Origin of the sequence: Saccharothrix luteola, from assembly GCF_020859565.1 — a bacterium.
Lineage (GTDB): Bacteria > Actinomycetota > Actinomycetes > Mycobacteriales > Pseudonocardiaceae > Actinosynnema > Actinosynnema luteola.
Window position 1 is genome coordinate 1 of record NZ_JAJHUO010000033.1, and the last position, 18202, is coordinate 18202.

Genomic DNA, 18202 nt, shown 5'->3' on the forward strand with positions numbered 1-18202 from the left:
GGAGAACCCGACGCCCTCCAGCCCGGCCTCGGTGCGGATCTCGGCGAACAGCACCGCGACCTCGGTCATCGGCCGCTGCCTGCCGGTGAACACCTTGGCGTCGCTGATCGGGGTCGGCAGGGGCAGCATCACCGACGACAGGGTGACCGAGCTGATCCGGTCGGAACTCATCGCACTCCTCGGCGGTCAGGCGAACTGCCGGACCAAGGCGGTCAGCTCGGCGCGTTCGTCGTCGGTCAGGTCGGTCAGCGGCGGGCGCACCGGGCCGCCGTCGCGGCCCACGGCGGTCAGCCCGGCCTTGACGATCGACACCGCGTACCCGCGGGCCCGGTCGCGGATGTCCAGGTAGGGGATCACGAAGTCGTTCAGCATCCCGTACACGGCGGCGCGGTCCTGGGCGCGCACGGCGGCGTAGAACTTCAGCGCGAACTCGGGCACGAAGTTGAACAGGGCCGACGAGTACGTGGTCACGCCGAGCTGGAGCAGCGGCAGCGCGAACGTCTCCGCGGTCGGCAGGCCCCCGATGTACATCAGCCGGTCGCCGACGCGGGCGTAGGTGCGGGTCAGCTGCTCGATGTCGCCGATGCCGTCCTTGAGCCCGATCAGGTTCGGGTTGCGATCGGCCAGCTCGGCTACGGTCACGTCGGTCAGCATGGCGTTGGCCCGGCTGTAGACGATCACGCCCAGGTCCGTGGCCCGGCAGACCGCCGAGACGTGCTCGACCAGGCCGCGCTGGCTGGCCTCGGTGAGGTAGGGCGGGAACAGCAGCACGCCGGACGCGCCCGCGGCCTCGGCGGCACGCGCCTGCGCCACCGACACGGCGGTGGCGCCGGTCGCCGGTGCGACGACGGGCACCCTGTCGCCCACCTCGTCCACGGCGACGCGGACGACCCGGTCCACCTCGTCCGGGGTGAGCGAGAAGCCCTCGCCCGTGCCGCCCGCGGCGAACAGGCCGGCCACGTCGAAGCCCGCCTGCCAGGCCAGGTGCTCGCGGTAGCGGGCCTCGTCGAAGCGCAGGTCGGCGTCGAAGTGGGTGACCGGGAAGGAGAGCAGCCCGGAGGCGAGTCGGTCGGCGAGAGCGGCTGGGTGCGTCACATCCCCACCGTATGGACCAGCGGTGATGCTTGTCCAAGAGTTGTTTAGCATTGCGCAATACCTTGACGGCATCACTCGAACGGGGTGCGGCCCTCCAGGACGCTCAACGTCCGCCACAGCGCCGGGTTGGCCGAGGCCTTCAGCCACACCAGGTGCAGCTCCACCGGCTCGGGCACGGCCGTCTCCAGCGGCACGAACTCCACGCCGTCCAGCCGCAGCCGCGCGGCCGACTCGGGCACGAACGCGATGCCCCTCCCGGCCGCGACCAGCCACAGCATGGTGAGCACCTGGCCGACCGTGTGCACGGTGTGCTCCGGCGCGATCGGGACGGTCCGCACGACGAGGTCGTAGAAGTACCGGGCGTCGGTGGGGGAGTGCATGACGACCGGCTCGCGGGCCACGTCGGCGGCCGTCGCGGGCCGTCCCAGCCTCGGCAGCCGGTGACCGGCGGGCACGGCGACCAGCAGCGCCTCCCGGTGCAGCAGCCGGGAGCCGAACGTCGCGTCGTCGAACGGCGGCCGGCCCAGGCCGAGGTCGATCTCCTCGTTCACCAGCGCGGCGACCTGCTCGCGGGTCACCAGCTCGGCCAGCTCCACGTCCACGTCCGGCAGGTGCCCGGCCAGCTCGTCCAGCAGCCGGCCGAGGATCCCGTAGGTGGCCGCCGCGGTGAACCCGACCCGCACCACCCCGCTGGACCCCGACGACACCCGCCGGGCCAGCTCCGGCGCGGTCTCGGCCAGCGAGAGCAGCCGCCGTGCCTCGACCAGGAACACCTCGCCCGCCGCGGTGAGCGTGACCCGCCGGTTGTCCCGGATCAGCAGCTGGGCGCCGACCGCCCGTTCGAGCTTCTGGATCTGCCTGCTCAACGGCGGCTGCGTCATCGCCAGCCGGGCGGCGGCACGGCTGAAGTGCAGCTCCTCGGCCACGGCTACGAAACCCCGTAGCTGCTCCAGCGTGAACGCCATGCGGGGAAGGTATCAACCCTGGTCACGTCCGGTCGGGCGTGTGAGCATGGTCGACATGGGCCACCCGCGCCGCACCACCGGTCTCGTCCTGGCCGTCGTCCTTCTCTGCGGCCTGGCGACCGCACCCGCCACCGCCGCCGCCACCGCGTTCAAGGTGCTGCAGCTGAACCTGTGCAACAGCGGCGTCGCCGGGTGCTACCAGGACGGGCTGGCCGTGGGCGAGGGCGTGACGATGATCCAGCGCCGCGTGCCGGACGTCGTGTCGGTGAACGAGGTGTGCGTGTCCGACCTGCCCCGGCTGACCGCCGCCGTCGGCGCGACAGCCGAGTACCAGTTCGCGTTCGCGCGCCGGAAGACCACGAACGCGAACATCGAGTGCACCGACGGCCGGGGCGCGTACGGCAGCGCGATCATCGTCAAGGAAGGCATCAGGACCAGCGGCCAGAACACCTACACCGCGCAGGACAGCGGCAACGAGGTCCGCGCGTGGGCTTGCGCGCTGAGCGCGGTGCGCGGCTTCACCGCCTGCACCACCCACCTGAGCACGACCGGCACCGTGGCGCTGGCGCAGTGCAAGGAACTCGTGCCGGCGACGGTGCTGTCCTACGACCCGACCGGCTCGGCCACGACCCGGCACGTGGTCGTGGGCGACCTCAACCTGAAGTACAGCCCGGGTTCGGCGACGAACGCCCAGAACTGCGTGCCGTCGGGCTGGTTCCGCAAGGGTGACGGCGACGTGCAGCACGTCATCGCCCGCACCCTGACGTTCGTGTCGACCCAGGAGTACGCCATGTACCGCACCGACCACCCGGCGTTCGTGGTGAACTACACGTTCTGACGCCGTTCAGCGGTCGAGCGCCGCGCGGAGCACCCGGACCGCCTTCGGGCCGACGCCGTGCACGGCCAGCAGTTCGGCGTCGCTCAGGCGCGCGACCTGGGCGAGCGTGGTGACGCCGATGGCGGTGAGCGCCCGCGTCGCGGGTCGTCCGATGCCCTTGGGCAGGTCGCCGACCTCGCCCGCCTCGGCCGTCTCGGCCTCGGCCGCCCGCGCGGACAGCTCCTCCGGCGCCCGCCACAGCCACGCCCGCCGCACCCAGTGGTTGAGCTGCTGACCGTCGACGTCGCCGAGCGGGACGCGCACGCCGCGGGGCAGCCGTTCGGCGGTCGGGTGGGCCGCGAGGAGCGCGTCCACCTCCGCGGCCGGGAGGTGGAGGTGGACGCGGTCGTGCTCGTCCACCGAGGCGAACCGCTTGTCCCGCACGGTGAACGCCCGGTCGTGCGCGGCCACCTCGGGCAGGGACAGCGCGGTCTTGCGCAGCTGGGCGATCGTCGTCACGCGGAGATTCCATCACGCCGGCAGCAGCCGCCACAGGTGGTCGGCGGTGCCGTTGTCGTTACTGCACCACCGGCACGTCCAAGGGGTGGAGGTCGCGTGGACTATTGCCATAACATGGCAACAATGACGACGAGTTCGACCGCCACGGGCACGAGCCTCACCGACCTGGTCCGCCGCTGGGAGCGGGGGTGGAGCGTGTGTCGCGGCTGGGACCGGCCGCGGGAAGCCGGCGATGCCCTGCACCTGCTCCAACGCCGCCCGGGACGCCACCGCGAGATCATCGCCCTGCGCCCGGACGACGTGCCCGGTCTCCGCGCCCTGGCCGACGAAGCCGCCGCCGCCGAGGAGGCGACCTGGCTGACCGTCCCCACCACCGAGCCCGACCACGTCGAAGAGGTGCTGCGCCACGCCGGTCTCCACCTCCAGACCGCCCGCGAGTGGCTGATGACCCGACCCCTGGCCGACCACCCCCGCCGCACGGTCCCCGCGCCCTACCGGGTCGCCACCTCGGCGGCGGAGGTCGTCGTGGCCGACGTCCGGCACGAGTCCGACGAGCAGGCCGCGAGCGGTCAGGTGGCCGTCACCGGCGGGGACGCCGTCTTCGACCGCATCGAGACCGCCCCGGCCCACCGCCGCCGCGGCCTGGGCAGCGTGGTGATGGCGACCCTGGCCGAGGAGGCGGTCGCCCGCGGCGCGCGCCACGGCATCCTCCTCGCCGGCGTGGCGGGGCAGGCGCTCTACGCGTCCTTGGGTTGGGACACGCGGGCGGCGGTGGTGATCGCCACCAGCCAGCCCGGGTGAGCCCGTCGCGGTCGTGCCGGATTCCTGTTGCGGCACAAGCCAGTTGAGACTCGAAACTTCCGCGAAACGTCTGGTAGGTGGGTTGATCCCGACCTGATAGTGACAGCGCTCGTCCGACGGAAGGGATCTCGCGATGCGGTGGAGAACGGTGCTGTTGACCACTGGCCTGGTGCTCGGCTTGAGCTCGGCGCCGGCGAGCGCGGCCGAACCGGTGATCGTCGACTCCACCAAGCACGGTGGCCGCACGGTCGCGTTCACCTTCGACGACGGCCCCAACCCGGCCGACACGCCGCGCCTGCTCGAAGTGCTGCGCCGCCACCACGTCAAGGCCGTGTTCTGCCTCTGGGGCGACTACGTCGAGGCCAACCCGCAGCTGGTGCGCAAGATCGTCGCGGGCGGGCACATCCTCTGCAACCACAGCATGCACCACGACAACATGGGCGAGTGGACGCCCGAGCAGATCGAGGCCGACCTGCGGCAGACCAGCGCCGCGATCCACCGCGCCGCGCCGGGCGTGCCGATCCGCTACTTCCGCGCGCCCTACGGCAGCTGGGGGCAGAGCCCGCAGGTCGCGGCCAAGCTCGGCATGACCTCGCTGGGCTGGAAGCTCGCGATCGGCGACTGGGAGCCGCCGGGCGTCGACGAGCTGGTGCGCCGGGTGAAGGACGGCCTCACCGACGGGGCCGTCGTCCTGATGCACGACGGTCCGAACGAGCGCGGCCAGACCGTCGACGCGGTGGCCAGGCTGATCCCCGAACTGCGCGCCGAGGGCTGGCGCTTCGACCGTCCCGCCCGCCGTTGAAGGGGTCGACCGTGAAGCGCACCACGACGGCGGCGGTGGCCGCCCTGCTGCTCCTGCTGCCGACGACGGCCTCCGCGTCGCCGCGGCCCGCCTGGGTGGGGGCGTGGGCGACCTCGCCCACCACCGTGCCCGCCTCGGACACCACGGCGTTCGAGGACCAGACGCTGCGCCAGGTCGTGCACCTGAGCGTCGGCGGCGGCACGGTCCGCGTGCGGCTGTCCAACGAGTTCGGGACCGAGCCGCTGGTGATCGGCGAGGCGCACGTCGCGCGGCGGGCGGGCACGGGTTCGGCGATCCAGCCCGGCAGCGACCGGCGGCTGACGTTCGGCGGACGCCCGTCCGCGACCCTGCCGCCCGGCACGCCGCTGCTCAGCGACCCGGTCGCGCTGCCCGTCGAGGCCGACGCCGACCTCGTGATCAGCATCCACCTGCCGCGGCGCACGGCCGGGAACACCGTGCACGCGTTCCCGTACCAGGACGGGTACGTCGCGGCGGGCAACGTCACCGGCCGCGCGGAGATCACGCCGACCGCCGTGCTCGGCAAGTGGCACTTCCTCACCGGCGTCAGCGTCACGGGCGGCAAGCGCGGTTCGACCGTGGTGGCGCTCGGCGACTCGATCACCGACGGCGCGGAGACCACGCGCGGCGCGAACCGCCGCTGGCCCGACGTCCTCGCCCGTCGGTTCCAGCACGACCGGGGCCTGCGGCACCTCGGCGTGGTCAACGCGGGCATCAGCGGCAACCGGCTGCTGCACGACCCCAACCCGCCCGTCGGCCACCCGGCTCAGGGCTACGCGGCGTACTTCGGGCAGGCCGCTCTGCGCCGCTTCGACCGGGACGTGCTGGCCCAGCCCGGTGTCGGGCACGTCGTCGTGCTGCTCGGCGTCAACGACCTCGGCCACCCCGGCACGAGCGCGCCGCTGTCGGAGAAGGTGACCGCGCAGGACATCATCGGCGCCCACCGGCAGCTCATCGCCCGTGCGCACGCGCAGGGCCTGCGCATCCACGGCGGCACCATCACGCCGTTCCGCGACGACACGCTCGGCTTCTACAGCCCCGAGAACGAGGCCGCGCGGCAAGCCGTGAACCACTGGATCCGCACCGGTGGCGAGTACGACGGCGTGATCGACTTCGACCGGGCCGTCCGCGACCCGGGGCAACCCGACCGCCTGCTGCCCGCGTACGACAGCGGCGACCACCTCCACCCGAACGACGCCGGCATGGCCGCGATGGCGGAGGCCGTGCCACTGCGCCTGTTCCGGTGACGCCCGCGGGGCCGCCTCCGACACCGGGCGGCCCCGCACCCCACGTCCGACGACCGCCCGCCCGTGACGGGTGGGCGGTCGTCGTCACGCGTCGTTCACGTCGTGGCCACCCTCGGGTGGTTACGATTTTTCGCGATCGTGGCTATGTTGGGTTGGAAATTTCGGCCGAGCCGGGGGAGCGCCCAGGTGTCGCTGTTGCGGATTTGCGGTGTCGTCGTCGCACTGTTGGTCGCCACCGCGGTGCCCGCGTCAGGTCGGCAGGCCGCGGCGGCGCAGTCGCACTCCGAGAAGATCATCTTCGACGGCGGCGGCGACGACGTGCTCAACGGGATCAGGTACCACTCGTTCCGCATCCCGTCGTTGATCCGCACGAACACCAACCGGCTCATCGCGTTCGTCGAGGGGCGTGCGGCGGACAACGCCGACTTCGGCAACATCAACCTGATCTACAAGGTGTCCGACGACAACGGCGCGACCTGGTCGAGCCTGCGCGAGGTCGTGGGCGCCGGCCAGGGCACGTGGGGCAACCCGACCGCCGTGGTCGACCGCACGAACAACAAGATCTGGCTGTTCCTCAACCACCAGCCCGAGGGCCACTCGCCCGTCGACTCGTGGGACGACCGGCAGGTGTGGCTGACCTCCAGCACCGACAACGGCACCACCTGGGCGTCACCGACGAACATGTCCGCCACCCTCAAGCCCCGGACCCTCGCCGACGGCCGGAGCTGGAACTGGGACGCGGTCGGCCCCGGCGTCGGCGTCCAGACCACCTACCGCGACGCCGGTCGCCTGGTGATCCCCGCCCAGCACCGCAACCTCTACAGCGACGACCACGGCGTGACGTGGAAGTCGGCGCCGCTGCGCACCGCGGCGGGCGCGGCGATGGAGCAGACCGGCGAGTCCACCGTGCTGGAGCTGGCCAACGGCGAGCTCTACCGCAACGACCGGCCGACGTCGGCGACCGCGCAGATCCAGGAACGGCGCTGGGTCACCCGCGGCACGATCGAGAACGGCTTCCGGCCGTTCGCCGCGGCGAGCTGCCTGCTCGACCCGGTGAACGAGGGCTCGACCACGCGCTACAACGCCGACGCGCCCGCCCGGCTGGCGTTCGTGAACTCCGCCAGCACCGAGACCCGCACCAAGATGCGGATCCGGATGAGCGAGGACGAGGGCCGCACCTGGGCCTACAGCCGACCGTTCTCGGACGCGCCGCTGCCGAACGAGGGCGGCGGCTACCGCGAGGGCGGGTACTCCAGCATCGTCAAGACCGCCGACTACCACGTCGGCGCGTTGATCGAGGTCAACGAGAACACCTCGGCGAGCTCGACCTCGCACCGCTCGATCGCGTTCCGGAAGGTGAACCTGCCGTGGATCCAGGGCGGTGTCCGGGACGCGGGCTGCGACGGCGGCATCTCCTGACCGGACGCGCTCCCCGGCGAGGTCATCCCTAGACCGACATCGACGGCACCAGCGGTCGGCGGGTCGGCTCGGCGTCGAAGGCGCGCCACGCGGCGGCCAACGCGGCGACGGCGGCGCTGATCACCGGTGGTTCGGCGGTGAACGGCAGCCGCAGCCGGTCGGCGCTGCCGCCCGTCGGGTCGAGCGATCCCCCGGGCAGCACGGCCACCCCGTGCCGCAACGCCAGCTGGGCGTAGGAGGCGGCGTCCGCGTCGGGCAGCCGCACCCACAGCGTCTGGCCGCCCTCGGCGGGCGTGAACTCCCACGCGGGCAGCTCCTCGCGCAACCGCGCGCACAGGTGGTCGTGCTGCCGCCGCAAGGCCGTGACGCGTTCCGACCGCACGGCCGCGAAGTCCGCCAGCAACTCCACCGCCGCCCACTGGTCCAGCACCGCGCTGCCCAGGTCGTGCACCGCCTTGAACCGGGCCAGCCGGGCGACGAGCGCCGCGTCGGCCCGCACCCAACCGACCCGCAGCCCGCCCCACACCACCTTGCTCAGCGACCCCACCGTGATCGCACCGGGAGCGGGCGCCGCCGCCGGCGCGCCGCTCAGGTCCAGGTCGGCCAGCACCTCGTCGAACACCAGCGGCACGTCGCCCGCCGACCGCGTCAGGCGCGCGCGTGCCAAGGAGCTCATGGACGAGCCGGTGGGGTTGCGGAACGCGGGCATCGCGTACACCAGCGCCGGCGTGCACCGCGCCAGCGCGCCCGCGAGGTCGTCGTCCGCGCGGACCACCGCGCCGACCTCCCGGAACAGGTCCAGCGCGCCGGGGTACGTCGGCGCCTCCACCAGCACCTCGTCACCCGGCCGCACGAGCGCGCGCGTCAGCAGCGCCAAGGCCTGCTGCGCCCCCGTCGTCACCAGGATCTGGCCCGGGCTCGTCGGCACGCCGAGCTCGCGGTACCGGTCGGCGAGCGCCGCGCGCAACGCCGGGAGCCCGGACGGGTGGTAGCCCAGGTCCTCGGCCGCCAACCGGTCCACCGCCCGCCGTTGGGCCTCGACCAGCCGGCCGGGCGGCGTCATCGGCCCGGCGCAGGCGAACTGGAGCACGCCGTCGGGCGGCTCCAGCAGGTTCACGAACATCGGGTTCGCGGTCTCCTCGCGGGCCGCCGCACGGCCACCCGACGACACCCACGTGCCGCTCCCGCGTCGCCGGGTCACCCGGCCTTCCTCCCGGAGCAGGTCGTACGCCGCGATCACGGTGGTCCGCCCGACCGCCAGGCCCGAGGCCAACGACCGGTCCGGCGGCAGCACGGTCCCCGGCGGCAGCAGGCCCTCGTCGACCAGCTCGCGCAGGCGCGCCGCCAGCAGCAGGTACAGCGAGCCCCGGCCGGCGGACCAGCGCCCGAGCCGGCCCGCGAGGTCGTCCACGGAGATTGGCTTCATGATGAGACCAATCTAGGCGAATTGGCCCTAAAGGCATACCGCTTCCTGAGCCATGCTCGCTTCATGCAAGCCGACACCCGCGTTGCCCGCACCTCGGTCCCCGCGTTGACCAGCACGCCCCTGTCCGTGCCGCTCTACCAGACCTCCAGCTTCGCGTTCGACGACCTCGAAGCCCTCGCCGACGGGATGAACCGGCCCGACGGCGCGTTCGTCTACACCAGGTTCGGCAACCCGACCGTCCGGGCGCTGGAGGACGCCGTGGCGTCGCTCGAAGGCGGCACGGCGGCGTTGGCCACCGCGTCGGGGATGGGCGCGATCAACGCGGTGCTGCTCGCGAACCTCAAGTCGGGCGACCACGTGATCGCCCAGAACGCCCTCTACGGCGGCACGCTCGCCCTGCTGCGCGACCTGGAGGAGCGCTGGGGCGTCGCGGTCACGTACATCGGTGGCCACGACCCGGACGAGGTGCGCGCGGCGCTGCGGCCCGGCACGAAGGTGCTCTACCTGGAGACCATCGCCAACCCCACCGGCCACGTCAGCGACCTGCCCGCGCTCACCGCCGCCGTGCCGGACGACGTCCTTGTGGTCGTGGACAACACGTTCGCGTCACCGCTGCTGTGCCGCCCGATCGAGCACGGCGCGGACGTGGTCGTCCACTCGACCACCAAGTACCTCGGCGGGCACAGCGACGTGACCGGCGGCGTGGCGGTGTTCGCCGACGACGCCCGGTACCGCTCGACCTGGCGGCACTCGGTCGAGCTGGGCGTCACGCCGGACCCGTTCGCGGCCTGGCTCACGATCCGCGGCTTGCGGACCCTGGCGCTGCGCGTCCGCAAGCACGAGGAGAACGCCGCCGTCCTGGCGCGCCGCCTGGCCGAGCACCCGGCGGTGCGGGTGGTGCACTGGCCCGGCCTCGACACCCACCCCAGCCACGCCGTCGCGACCCGCTTCCTCGACGGCTTCGGCAGCTCGTTCTCGTTCAACCTGGCCGACGTGGAGGCGGGCCGGAAGTTCGTCACCGGCGTCGAGCTGGTCCGGCTCGCGCCGTCGCTCGGCGGCACGGAGACGCTGGTCCTGCACCCCGCCAGCACGTCGCACCGGCAGCTGGACGAGGAGCAGCTGAACGCGAGCGGCATCACCGGCGGCACGATCCGGCTGTCGGTGGGCATCGAGGACGCCGACGACCTGTGGCAGGACCTCGCCCAGGCCCTGGACCGCTGACTGGTCGGCCGTGCCCGCCGCGGAACCGCTCCTGCGGCCCTCGGTGCGTCGAGCCCGGCCGACGCGCGGTCACCCGAACCGGGAGCGGAACGCCAGGTCGGCGTTCCGCGCCCCGTCCGCGATCAGCAGGTGGGGTTGGTCTGGCGGGTTGGCGATGTCCGTCGTGGTGGAGTAGGACGCGTTGTCGTGGGGCCGACGTTCCCGGTGCACGGCGTGCCGCTGAGGGAGAACGCGGTCGGCGCGGGGTTGCTGCCGGTCCACGAGCCGTTGAACCCGAACGCGACGCTCGCGCCGGTGGCGATGCAGCCGTTGTAGCTCACGTTCCTGGCGCTGACCTGGGCGCCGCTCTGCGACACGGTGGCGTTCCACGCCTGCGTGACGGTCTGGCCCGCCGGGTAGGACCAGGTGAGCGTCCACCCGGTGACGGGGTCGCCGAGGAGACGTTCGCGCCGAACCCGCCGGACCACTGCGAGGTCACCGAGTACTCGACCGAGCAGCCGCCGCCTCGGCGGCTTGCGCGGACAGCGCGACGGTCGTTCCGGCCAGGGTCGACCCGGCGATGGCGAGGGCGGACAGGTGGGTTCGAAGTCGTGCGGGATGCCGCATCCCGGACTCCTCTCCAATGAGTGAGTGGCAGCACGTGTTAGCGCTGACAATCCGGGGCGCGCCGAACCGCCGGCTCCCGGACCGCGGGGCCACGGGCTCAGACGGGGTCGGTCCTCCGGAACAGTTCGGAAGACAAGGCCCGGAGGGACGCAGGCGACCGCGGTGACGCGCTCCGGGCTCAGGCGGGCGGCGCGGTGCTCTCGCGCACGACGAGCGTGGTGGCCAGCTCGACCCGGGGCTGGACGACGGTTCCGCCCGTGGCGAGGGTGAGCAGCATCCGGGCGGCCGTCGCGCCCATCTCCGCCAACGGCTGCCGCACGGTCGTCATCGGCGGGCAGCACCAGCGGGTGTTGTCGATGTCGTCGAAGCCGACCACGCTGAGGTCGTGCGGCACGCGCAGGCCGAGCTGCCACGCCGCGGCGTAGACGCCGAGCGCCTGCAGGTCGTTGCCGCACAGCACGGCGGTTGGCCGGTCGGGCAGTCCCAGCAGCTCACGGCCCAGTTCGAGGCCTTGTTCGAAGGTGAACTCGCCGGTGTGCACGAGCCGGTCGTCGAGCCGCGTGCCCGCGGCGTCCATCGCGGCCCGGCAGCCCTCCAGGCGGGCGCGGGCGCCCAGGGAGTCGGTCGGTCCGCCGACGACGCCGATCCGCTGGTGGCCGAGGTCGAGCAGGTGCCGCGCGGCCGCGATGCCGCCGCTCCAGTTCGTCGCGCCGACCGACGGGGTGGCGTGCAGCGGTTCGCCGGACGGGTCGAGCGCCACCAGCGGGATCGCGCTCGCGGCAAGCAGCGCGTGCTGCTCCGGCGTGAACGCCGAGTACACCGCGATCACCCCGATCGGGTGCCTGGCCAGCAGCTTCTCGGCCCAGGACCGGCCGGGCGACGTCGGCTCGACCACCTCGGTGAAGGCGACGGCCAGGTCGTGCTCCCGTGCCACCGGTTCGACGCCGCGCATGATCTCGACCGCCATGTGGCGTTCGAGCCCGTAGAACACGACCTCGAGGATGGCCGAGGGCGCGATGGCGTCCGGGCGCCGGTAGCCGTGCTCGCGCAGCAGGGCCTCGACCCGTTGCCGCGTCTCCGACGCCACGCCGGCCCGGCCGTTCAGCACCTTCGACACCGTCGGCTTGGACACCCCGGCGAGCCGGGCGATCGTCTCGACCGTCAGCTCTCCACGTCGTCGTCCACGCCGCCGGCCGTCCGAGATGCTCCCCGCCACGGGGCGAAGTGTACGTAGGCGGCGACCACGGGCCGTTCATGATCGCCGGACGACCACGCGTGCCGACTGTTCGGAGTGCCGAAGTGCCGTGCGGGTCGCGACGGGTTCGACGGTCACCCGGGGCGCTTGCCCTGGACGGTGCAGAAGACGCGGCGCACCAGCAGGCGCAGGCCGGGCGAGCCGCGTGCCACTGCCGCACCACCGGCACCGGTCCACGTCCACCGTCCTGTTCCCGTCGCGCATCGACGATCCGCAGACTCGCTCTGCCCACAACTGCGGGACAGTAGGTCGGTGACGTGCGCCGATCGTCGATCCGGGAAACCTTCGTTCTTCCCGGTCAGCTGTGCGCACGAGGTGGTGACCGCGCCGGCGTGAACGCCGCACTCCCGCGACGGAGGTGGTGGGGCGAATCCCCTGGCGGGTTGGATATGGTCCGGGGCTGAATCGCTCACCTACCGTGCTGGGAGGTAGACGTCCGGTGATCGGGCATCCCGACGAGCGCGAGCTGGAGCGGTGGGCGCGCGCGGACCTGGCCGCGCTGCGCGACGACCTGGACCACGCGCTCAACGCCGACGCGAGCTCGACGTCCGGTTCTTCGGGCGTGCCGAGATCGTCCCGGCCGCCCTCGGACGCCGAGCTGATCGACGCCGTGCGCGGCGGGCAGATCCAGGCGTACGGGGAGCTGTTCGAACGGCACGTGGCCGCGGCCCGCAACCTGGCCCGGTACTTGGCCTGGTCGAGCGCGGAGGCCGACGACCTGGTCTCGGACGCGTTCGCCAAGGTGCTCGACACGTTGCGCGCGGGCGGGGGACCGGACTCGGCGTTCCGCGCCTACCTGCTGACCGCGTTGCGCCACACCGCTTACGACAAGACGCGGCGGGACAAGAAGCTCAAGCTGGCCGACGACGTAGAAGCCGTGTCGGGCGTGGAGAAGGTCACCACGGTGCCGTTCCACGACCCGGCCTTGGCGACGCTGGAACGGGCGCTGGCCACGAGGGCGTTCGCCAGCCTGCCCGAGCGGTGGCAGACGGTGTTGTGGCAGACCGAGATCGAAGGCCAGTCGGCCGCGGAGTTGGCGAAGTTGCTGGGGTTGACCGCGAACGGCGCGTCGGCGTTGGCTTATCGGGCCCGCGAAGGGCTCAAGACCGCCTACCTGCAAGCGCACCTCGAGCACAGCCCCACGAACCGCTGCCGCGCCACCGTCGCGAAGCTGGCCGCGTGGACCAGAGGGGGCCTCACCAAGCGGGAAGCCGCCCAGGTGGAGGCGCACCTCGACGAGTGCCCGACCTGCCCCGCCATGGCCGCCGAACTGGCCGACGTCAACGGCACGTTGCGCGCCGTCGTCGCGCCGCTGGTGCTCGGCTCCGGTGTCGCGGGCTACCTGGCCACGACCGCCGGCGCGGCGAAGGCGAGCGCGGTGGCGGCCGGAGCGGGAGCAGGAGCGGCGGCAAACTCGGTCACGACGGCGCAGTGGCTCGGCATGGCGGCCTCGGCCACCGCGATGGTCGCGGCCGTGGCGCTGGGGCTGAACGCCGGGCAGCCGGTGGCCGTGCCCGAGGTGCAGGCGCAACCGCCCGCACCGACGACCGATCAAAGGATTTCCCCCGTCGTCTCGGGGACGTCCGCGCCCGTCACGGCGTCATCCGGCGCGCCGGCGACCACGGCCGGACCGTCCGACCCACCGTCCACGTCGGTCACGGCCGGCGTCACCACCACGACCACCGCCGAACCCGTGGCGCAACCGCTGGTTCCGGTCGTGCCGGCGGGTTTCACCCTGCCCACCGGCGGACCACCCGTCGAGCTGCCCGTGACCGTTCGCAACACCGGTCCGACACCCCTGGCGCCCACCACGCTGGTGCTGTCGCTGCCCGAGGGCGTCCAAGTGGTCGGTCCGGGCAACAACCTGGTGGGCCGGCGGCTCGTGGGCTTGGACGGCGCGGTGCGGCGGACGGTCGGCTGCCCGGCGGGCAAGGGCACCGTCACCTGCACGGCCGAGGGCGAGTTGGTCGCCGGCGGCTCGGTGACGTTCGTCCTGCGGTTGCTCGCCGGCCCGAAAGCCGTCGGCGGCCCGATCAGCGGCACGGTCACGGCGGGTCCAGGGCTGTCCGTGCCGGTCGAGGTGTCCGTGGTGGTCACGCCGAGGTGATCGACGGGTTTGGCCAGCCGGAGCAGCGGGTACCACACGCGTTGTTCGTGCCTTGAGAAAACAGGGCATCGGAGGGTGGACCATGAGCACTGTCGAACTTCCCCGGGACGGCGTCGAACTGGGCCTCCCGGACACCCCTCCCGCGCCGGACGAGCTGTTCGACCTGGTCGTCCGCACGTTCCCGGGCATCGGTGGTGGCCGACTCGTGGACATCCAGGTGGTCGCGGCGCAGCTGGTGGGCAACGCCTACCGCCACGCCGACGGGCCACGACGACTGCGCCTGCGCCGAAGGCCCGAAGCCGGTGTGGTGCGGGTCGAGGTCGAGGACGGCAGCCCGAGCCGGTTCCCGGTCCTGGGGCGGGTGGACACCCCGGCGCACGGCCGCGGCCTGGTCATGGTGAACCGGCTGTCCGTCAACTGGGGTCATCGGCCACGCGGCGACCACAAGACGGTGTGGGCCGAGGTCCGGCTGGTCTGAATCGTTCCCGTACGCGGGGTTGGACGTGATGCGACACGGGAGGCGATCGATGGCGCCCGATTCTGGTAGGCGTGGTTCACGCGAGGCTTTCTCCTGCGATTCCGGACAGGTGGCGGCACCACGGTGATCACGGTGTCCGGCGAGGTGGACATCGTGGCGGCGGACCGGATCCAGGACCACCTCGTGCGCGAAGGGCTGGGACCGGACGGGATCAGGCTCGACCTGGGCGGTGTGACGTTCATGGGCGTCGCGGGCCTGGCCGTGCTGCTGCACGCGGCGGACCTGTGCCGCGACCACGGCATGGACCTGACGCTGGTGGCGTCACCGGCGGTCACGCGGGTGGTCAAGCTGATCGACGCGACCGCCGGGCTGGTCGACCACCTGATCCCCGCGCCGACGCCGTCGACCGTGGCGGACCTGCGATGAGGTCGTCGTCACTGTTTGCGGGTGCGGGCGTGGGGAACCCGCCACCTACGCCCCTAGGCTCAAGGGGAGTGCCGATTGTTGGAAGGCAAGTGTTGTGGACGTCGTCGAACGGTCCGCTGACCACGTCGACTTCGATCTGGAGGACCGCGTTCCACCGGTGCGCCGCGCGCGGAGGTGGATAACCGAGAACGTCCCGGAACTGGACCGGCCCGCGCTGCTCGACCTGCTGTTGATCGCCGACGCGTTGCTCACCAACGCGTTCGAGCACGCCGAGGCGCCGCGCCGGTTGCGGCTGAGCCATCGGCCCGATGCGCACGTGGTGCGCGTCGAGGTGCACGACGGCAGCCCCGAACTGCTGCCCGTGCTGGGCAAGCCGGGCGGGCTGGAGCCGCACCACCGGGGGCTCCTGCTGGTCAACCGGGTGGCTTCGCGGTGGGGTGTGGATCCACAGGCCGATCACAAGGCGGTGTGGGGCGAGGTCGCCGCGTAACCGGCCCTCAGCCTTCGCCGCTCCTGCCGCCACCGCGCTTCTTGTCGTCCTCCTTCTTCTTGTCCTCGTGCTCGTCGTCGTCAGGTTTGCCGATGCGTTGGGAGGACAGGACTTCGACCGAGTCGATCAGCGGCGTTCCGTCCTGGACGACGAGCCGCAGGCGGTGCGACTCGCGGAACTTCTTGCCCTCCGGGCCGGTGAAGTCGATGCCGATGGTGACGGTGTCGGGTCCGGCGGCGGTGGGCGGGGCGCTGACGGTGAGGTCCTTGATGTCGCGCCAGGACTTCTCGTACTGCGGGCGGCCCTGCGCGCGCAGACCGGGCCCGAGCCGTTCCCAGGCCTGGGCGGTGTTCTTCGGCAACAACGCGTAGTACTCGGCAACTGCCTGTGTCAATTGGGCGGGAGCGGGCGTGCTGCTGGACGACGACGTGGGCGTGACCGCGCCGGCCGCGTTGTCGGCGGGCCGATTCCCGTTCGCCAGTACGACGATCAGCACGACGAGCCCGACGACAGCCGCCGCTGCCACCGCGATGAGCCCCGCGCGCCCACCACGCGCGGGCTGTGGCGCGAGGGCGGTCGGGTGTGGTGCCAACGCGGTCGGGCGCGGACCCGCCGGGGCTGCCGCGTGCGGGCCGGTCGACCACGGTGCCGGACCGGCGTGGGCTCCGGGGTTCCGATCGGCGGGCTGCGGTGTCGGGTCCGCCCGGTGCGGGTCAGTGGCGACCGAGCCTTCCGCGTGCGGGCCGGGCGGTGGCAGGTCCGCCGGGTTCAGGTCCAGTCGGGTCGCCGGCGGTGCGGTCGGCGCGCGCAGCCGTTCGGCGGCCTGCGCCATCGTGGGCCGGGCGGCCGGATCGGTGCGCAGCAGGTCCATCAGCACGTCGGTCAGCGGTCCGGCCTGCGTCGGCGGCGCGAAGCGGCCCGCCGCGACGGCGTGCAGCAGGGCGATCGCGTTGTCACCGTCGCCGAACGGCGGACGTCCTTCCACCGCCGCGTACAACGTGCCGCCGAGGGCGAACACGTCGGAGGCCGGCCCCGGCTCGCCGCCGCGCGCGACCTCCGGCGAGAGGAACGCGGGCGTGCCGGCGAGCAGTCCGGTCCTGGTGACGGTGACGTCACCGACCGCGCGGGCGATGCCGAAGTCCGTGATCTTCGCGGTGCCGTCGTCGGTCAGCAGGACGTTGCCCGGCTTGACGTCCCGGTGCACGACGCCCGCCGCGTGCGCCGCCGCCAGCGCGCCGGCGATCTGCGCCCCGATGAGCGTCACCCGCTCGACGGGCAACGGGCCGCGCGCGATCAGCTCGGCCAGGGTCCGCGCCCGCAGGTACTCCATGACGAGCACCGGCTTGCCGTCGTCCTCCACGACGTCGTGCACCGTCACGGCGTTCGGGTGCTGCAACCGGGCGGCGATCCGCCCTTCCCGCGCCGCGCGACCCGCCGCCGCGACCGGGTCGGACCCCTCGGGCACCACGAGCTGCTTGAGCGCCACCACGCGGTCCAGGCGCTCGTCCAGCGCCTCCCACACGACGCCCATCGCGCCCGCGCCCACGCGCCCGCGCAGCCGGTACCGCCCGGCCACCAGGCGACCCACGTCCATCACGAACCCCGCCCTTCCCGGCGTCGACCGGACAACCTTACGTCCGGTGCTCCAGCCGCGGACGTCAGTCGCCGGACGCGGTCTTCGCGAGGTAGACGGTGGCGGTCGCCTCACGTTGCTGCAACGGGTTGTGGAACCGGACGACCTCCGCACCGACCTCGGCGAACCGGTCGGCGAGCGCCGCGGTGTAGTCCTCGTCCGGCGGGTCGTTGGACCACAGGGCGAACACGCCGCCGGGGTGCAGCCGGGCGGCGAGGCGGCGCAGGCCCTCGGGCTCGTAGAAGTCGGCGTTGTCCGGGTGCAGCAGGTGCCTCGGGGAGTGGTCGATGTCGACGATGATCGCGTGGAACAGGCGGTCGGGGTCGGCCGGGTCGAGGCCGCCGTCGGAGCGCGAGAGCGCGAAGAAGTCGCCGTGCACCAGTCGGCAGCGCGGGTCGGAGGCCAGCTCCTGCCCGCCGGGCAGCAGGCCCCGCTGGTGCCACTCGATGACCTCGCCGAGCGCGTCGATGACGACCACCGACCGCACGGCCGGGTTCTCCAGCACGGTCCGCGCGGTGTAGCCGAGGCCGAGACCGCCCACGACGACGTCCAGCGGCGCGGGCAGGTCGGCGAGCGCCAGGCGTGCCAGTTCCACCTCCGACACGGTGAACAGGCTCGACATCAGGAACTCGTCGTTGAGCTTGATCTCGTGGACCTCGCGGTCGAACACGGGATCCCAACGGCGACGCAGGACGAGTTCGCCCAGCGGGGTCTGACGCCAGTCGAGTTCCTGGAAACGCGCGCTCATCAGGTGTTACCTCCGGGTCGGTCCTCGACGGTGGTGGTCGGGGACCACAGTGGACCGCGGGCACGCGGTGAGCGCACCGTGACGTCCATCGTCGCAGCACGCCTCCGACCCGGGTGAGCGCGGGGCCGG

The 18202-nt window shown here is 72.8% G+C and carries 18 protein-coding genes; 10 read left to right on the forward strand and 8 right to left on the reverse strand.

What is annotated here, in order from left to right; genetic code table 11:
- Positions 1-186 precede the first annotated feature (186 nt).
- The gene (gene kdgD / locus LNK82_RS37205; RefSeq protein ID WP_230571539.1) at positions 187-1095 is read right to left on the reverse strand and encodes a 5-dehydro-4-deoxyglucarate dehydratase; all 909 of its coding nucleotides are present in this window, start codon (positions 1093-1095) and stop codon (positions 187-189) included.
- 71 nt (positions 1096-1166) lie between these two features.
- Complete coding sequence (locus LNK82_RS37210) at positions 1167-2060, reverse strand: LysR substrate-binding domain-containing protein (protein ID WP_230571540.1); 894 nt, start codon at positions 2058-2060, stop codon at positions 1167-1169.
- 46 nt (positions 2061-2106) lie between these two features.
- Here LNK82_RS37210 and LNK82_RS37215 point away from each other — a divergent pair, with 46 nt between their 5' ends.
- Positions 2107-2898, forward strand: a complete 792-nt coding sequence (locus LNK82_RS37215) for an endonuclease/exonuclease/phosphatase family protein (protein ID WP_372470750.1) — start codon at positions 2107-2109, stop codon at positions 2896-2898.
- Between the two features lie 6 nt (positions 2899-2904).
- Here LNK82_RS37215 and LNK82_RS37220 read toward each other — a convergent pair whose 3' ends face one another.
- Entirely contained in the window at positions 2905-3396 is a 492-nt protein-coding gene (locus LNK82_RS37220) for a hypothetical protein (RefSeq protein ID WP_230571542.1), read from the reverse strand.
- Positions 3397-3519: 123 nt separating this feature from the next.
- On the opposite strand from LNK82_RS37220, the gene LNK82_RS37225 reads away from it, so the two are divergent.
- The 4 genes from LNK82_RS37225 to LNK82_RS37240 all read left to right on the forward strand — a co-directional run bounded on the left by LNK82_RS37225 (position 3520) and on the right by LNK82_RS37240 (position 7683).
- The gene (locus tag LNK82_RS37225) at positions 3520-4197 is read left to right on the forward strand and encodes a GNAT family N-acetyltransferase (protein ID WP_230571543.1); all 678 of its coding nucleotides are present in this window, start codon (positions 3520-3522) and stop codon (positions 4195-4197) included.
- Positions 4198-4330: 133 nt separating this feature from the next.
- Positions 4331-4999, forward strand: coding sequence for a polysaccharide deacetylase family protein (locus LNK82_RS37230; RefSeq protein ID WP_230571544.1), 669 nt, complete (start codon positions 4331-4333; stop codon positions 4997-4999).
- 11 nt (positions 5000-5010) lie between these two features.
- On the forward strand, positions 5011-6264 hold the full coding sequence (locus LNK82_RS37235; protein ID WP_230571545.1) for an SGNH/GDSL hydrolase family protein: 1254 nt from the start codon (positions 5011-5013) through the stop codon (positions 6262-6264).
- Positions 6265-6450: 186 nt separating this feature from the next.
- Positions 6451-7683: a sialidase family protein gene (locus LNK82_RS37240; RefSeq protein ID WP_230571546.1), complete on the forward strand. Its 1233-nt coding sequence runs from the start codon at positions 6451-6453 to the stop codon at positions 7681-7683.
- A gap of 28 nt (positions 7684-7711) precedes the next feature.
- Here the strand turns inward: LNK82_RS37240 and LNK82_RS37245 are convergent, their stop codons facing one another.
- Complete coding sequence (locus LNK82_RS37245) at positions 7712-9109, reverse strand: aminotransferase-like domain-containing protein (RefSeq protein WP_230571547.1); 1398 nt, start codon at positions 9107-9109, stop codon at positions 7712-7714.
- Positions 9110-9172: 63 nt separating this feature from the next.
- Here LNK82_RS37245 and LNK82_RS37250 point away from each other — a divergent pair, with 63 nt between their 5' ends.
- Positions 9173-10330 (forward strand): trans-sulfuration enzyme family protein, encoded by a 1158-nt coding sequence (locus LNK82_RS37250; protein ID WP_230571548.1) that lies wholly within the window; start codon positions 9173-9175, stop codon positions 10328-10330.
- Between the two features lie 122 nt (positions 10331-10452).
- Here LNK82_RS37250 and LNK82_RS37255 read toward each other — a convergent pair whose 3' ends face one another.
- Together LNK82_RS37255 and LNK82_RS37260 are read right to left on the reverse strand one after the other, a co-directional pair.
- Positions 10453-10797 carry a cellulose binding domain-containing protein gene (locus LNK82_RS37255; protein WP_230571549.1) on the reverse strand — a complete coding sequence of 115 codons (345 nt, stop codon included), beginning with the start codon at positions 10795-10797 and terminating at the stop codon, positions 10453-10455.
- Positions 10798-11114: 317 nt separating this feature from the next.
- Positions 11115-12152 carry a LacI family DNA-binding transcriptional regulator gene (locus tag LNK82_RS37260; RefSeq protein ID WP_230571550.1) on the reverse strand — a complete coding sequence of 346 codons (1038 nt, stop codon included), beginning with the start codon at positions 12150-12152 and terminating at the stop codon, positions 11115-11117.
- A 478-nt stretch (positions 12153-12630) separates the two neighbouring features.
- On the opposite strand from LNK82_RS37260, the gene LNK82_RS37265 reads away from it, so the two are divergent.
- The 4 genes from LNK82_RS37265 to LNK82_RS37280 all read left to right on the forward strand — a co-directional run bounded on the left by LNK82_RS37265 (position 12631) and on the right by LNK82_RS37280 (position 15692).
- Positions 12631-14298, forward strand: coding sequence for a sigma-70 family RNA polymerase sigma factor (locus LNK82_RS37265; protein WP_230571551.1), 1668 nt, complete (start codon positions 12631-12633; stop codon positions 14296-14298).
- Positions 14299-14380: 82 nt separating this feature from the next.
- Positions 14381-14776: an ATP-binding protein gene (locus tag LNK82_RS37270; RefSeq protein WP_230571552.1), complete on the forward strand. Its 396-nt coding sequence runs from the start codon at positions 14381-14383 to the stop codon at positions 14774-14776.
- A gap of 93 nt (positions 14777-14869) precedes the next feature.
- Positions 14870-15202 carry an anti-sigma factor antagonist gene (locus LNK82_RS37275; RefSeq protein WP_268997720.1) on the forward strand — a complete coding sequence of 111 codons (333 nt, stop codon included), beginning with the start codon at positions 14870-14872 and terminating at the stop codon, positions 15200-15202.
- A 94-nt stretch (positions 15203-15296) separates the two neighbouring features.
- Entirely contained in the window at positions 15297-15692 is a 396-nt protein-coding gene (locus tag LNK82_RS37280) for an ATP-binding protein (RefSeq protein ID WP_230571554.1), read from the forward strand.
- A 7-nt stretch (positions 15693-15699) separates the two neighbouring features.
- Here the strand turns inward: LNK82_RS37280 and LNK82_RS37285 are convergent, their stop codons facing one another.
- Both LNK82_RS37285 and LNK82_RS37290 read right to left on the reverse strand, forming a co-directional pair.
- Positions 15700-17286, reverse strand: a complete 1587-nt coding sequence (locus tag LNK82_RS37285; protein WP_230571555.1) for a serine/threonine-protein kinase — start codon at positions 17284-17286, stop codon at positions 15700-15702.
- A 64-nt stretch (positions 17287-17350) separates the two neighbouring features.
- Positions 17351-18073: a spermidine synthase gene (locus LNK82_RS37290; RefSeq protein ID WP_230571556.1), complete on the reverse strand. Its 723-nt coding sequence runs from the start codon at positions 18071-18073 to the stop codon at positions 17351-17353.
- Positions 18074-18202 lie beyond the last annotated feature (129 nt).

Excerpts from the sequence above, each read along its gene's own strand:
- LNK82_RS37210 (WP_230571540.1), bottom strand. The coding sequence starts at position 2,060 with ATGGCGTTCACGCTGGAGCAGCTACGGGGTTTCGTAGCCGTGGCCGAG.
- LNK82_RS37215 (WP_372470750.1), top strand. The coding sequence starts at position 2,107 with ATGGTCGACATGGGCCACCCGCGCCGCACCACCGGTCTCGTCCTGGCC.
- LNK82_RS37225 (WP_230571543.1), top strand. The coding sequence starts at position 3,520 with ATGACGACGAGTTCGACCGCCACGGGCACGAGCCTCACCGACCTGGTC.
- LNK82_RS37230 (WP_230571544.1), top strand. The coding sequence starts at position 4,331 with ATGCGGTGGAGAACGGTGCTGTTGACCACTGGCCTGGTGCTCGGCTTG.
- LNK82_RS37245 (WP_230571547.1), bottom strand. The coding sequence starts at position 9,109 with ATGAAGCCAATCTCCGTGGACGACCTCGCGGGCCGGCTCGGGCGCTGG.
- LNK82_RS37250 (WP_230571548.1), top strand. The coding sequence starts at position 9,173 with ATGCAAGCCGACACCCGCGTTGCCCGCACCTCGGTCCCCGCGTTGACC.
- LNK82_RS37270 (WP_230571552.1), top strand. The coding sequence starts at position 14,381 with ATGAGCACTGTCGAACTTCCCCGGGACGGCGTCGAACTGGGCCTCCCG.
- LNK82_RS37285 (WP_230571555.1), bottom strand. The coding sequence starts at position 17,286 with ATGGACGTGGGTCGCCTGGTGGCCGGGCGGTACCGGCTGCGCGGGCGC.
- LNK82_RS37290 (WP_230571556.1), bottom strand. The coding sequence starts at position 18,073 with ATGAGCGCGCGTTTCCAGGAACTCGACTGGCGTCAGACCCCGCTGGGC.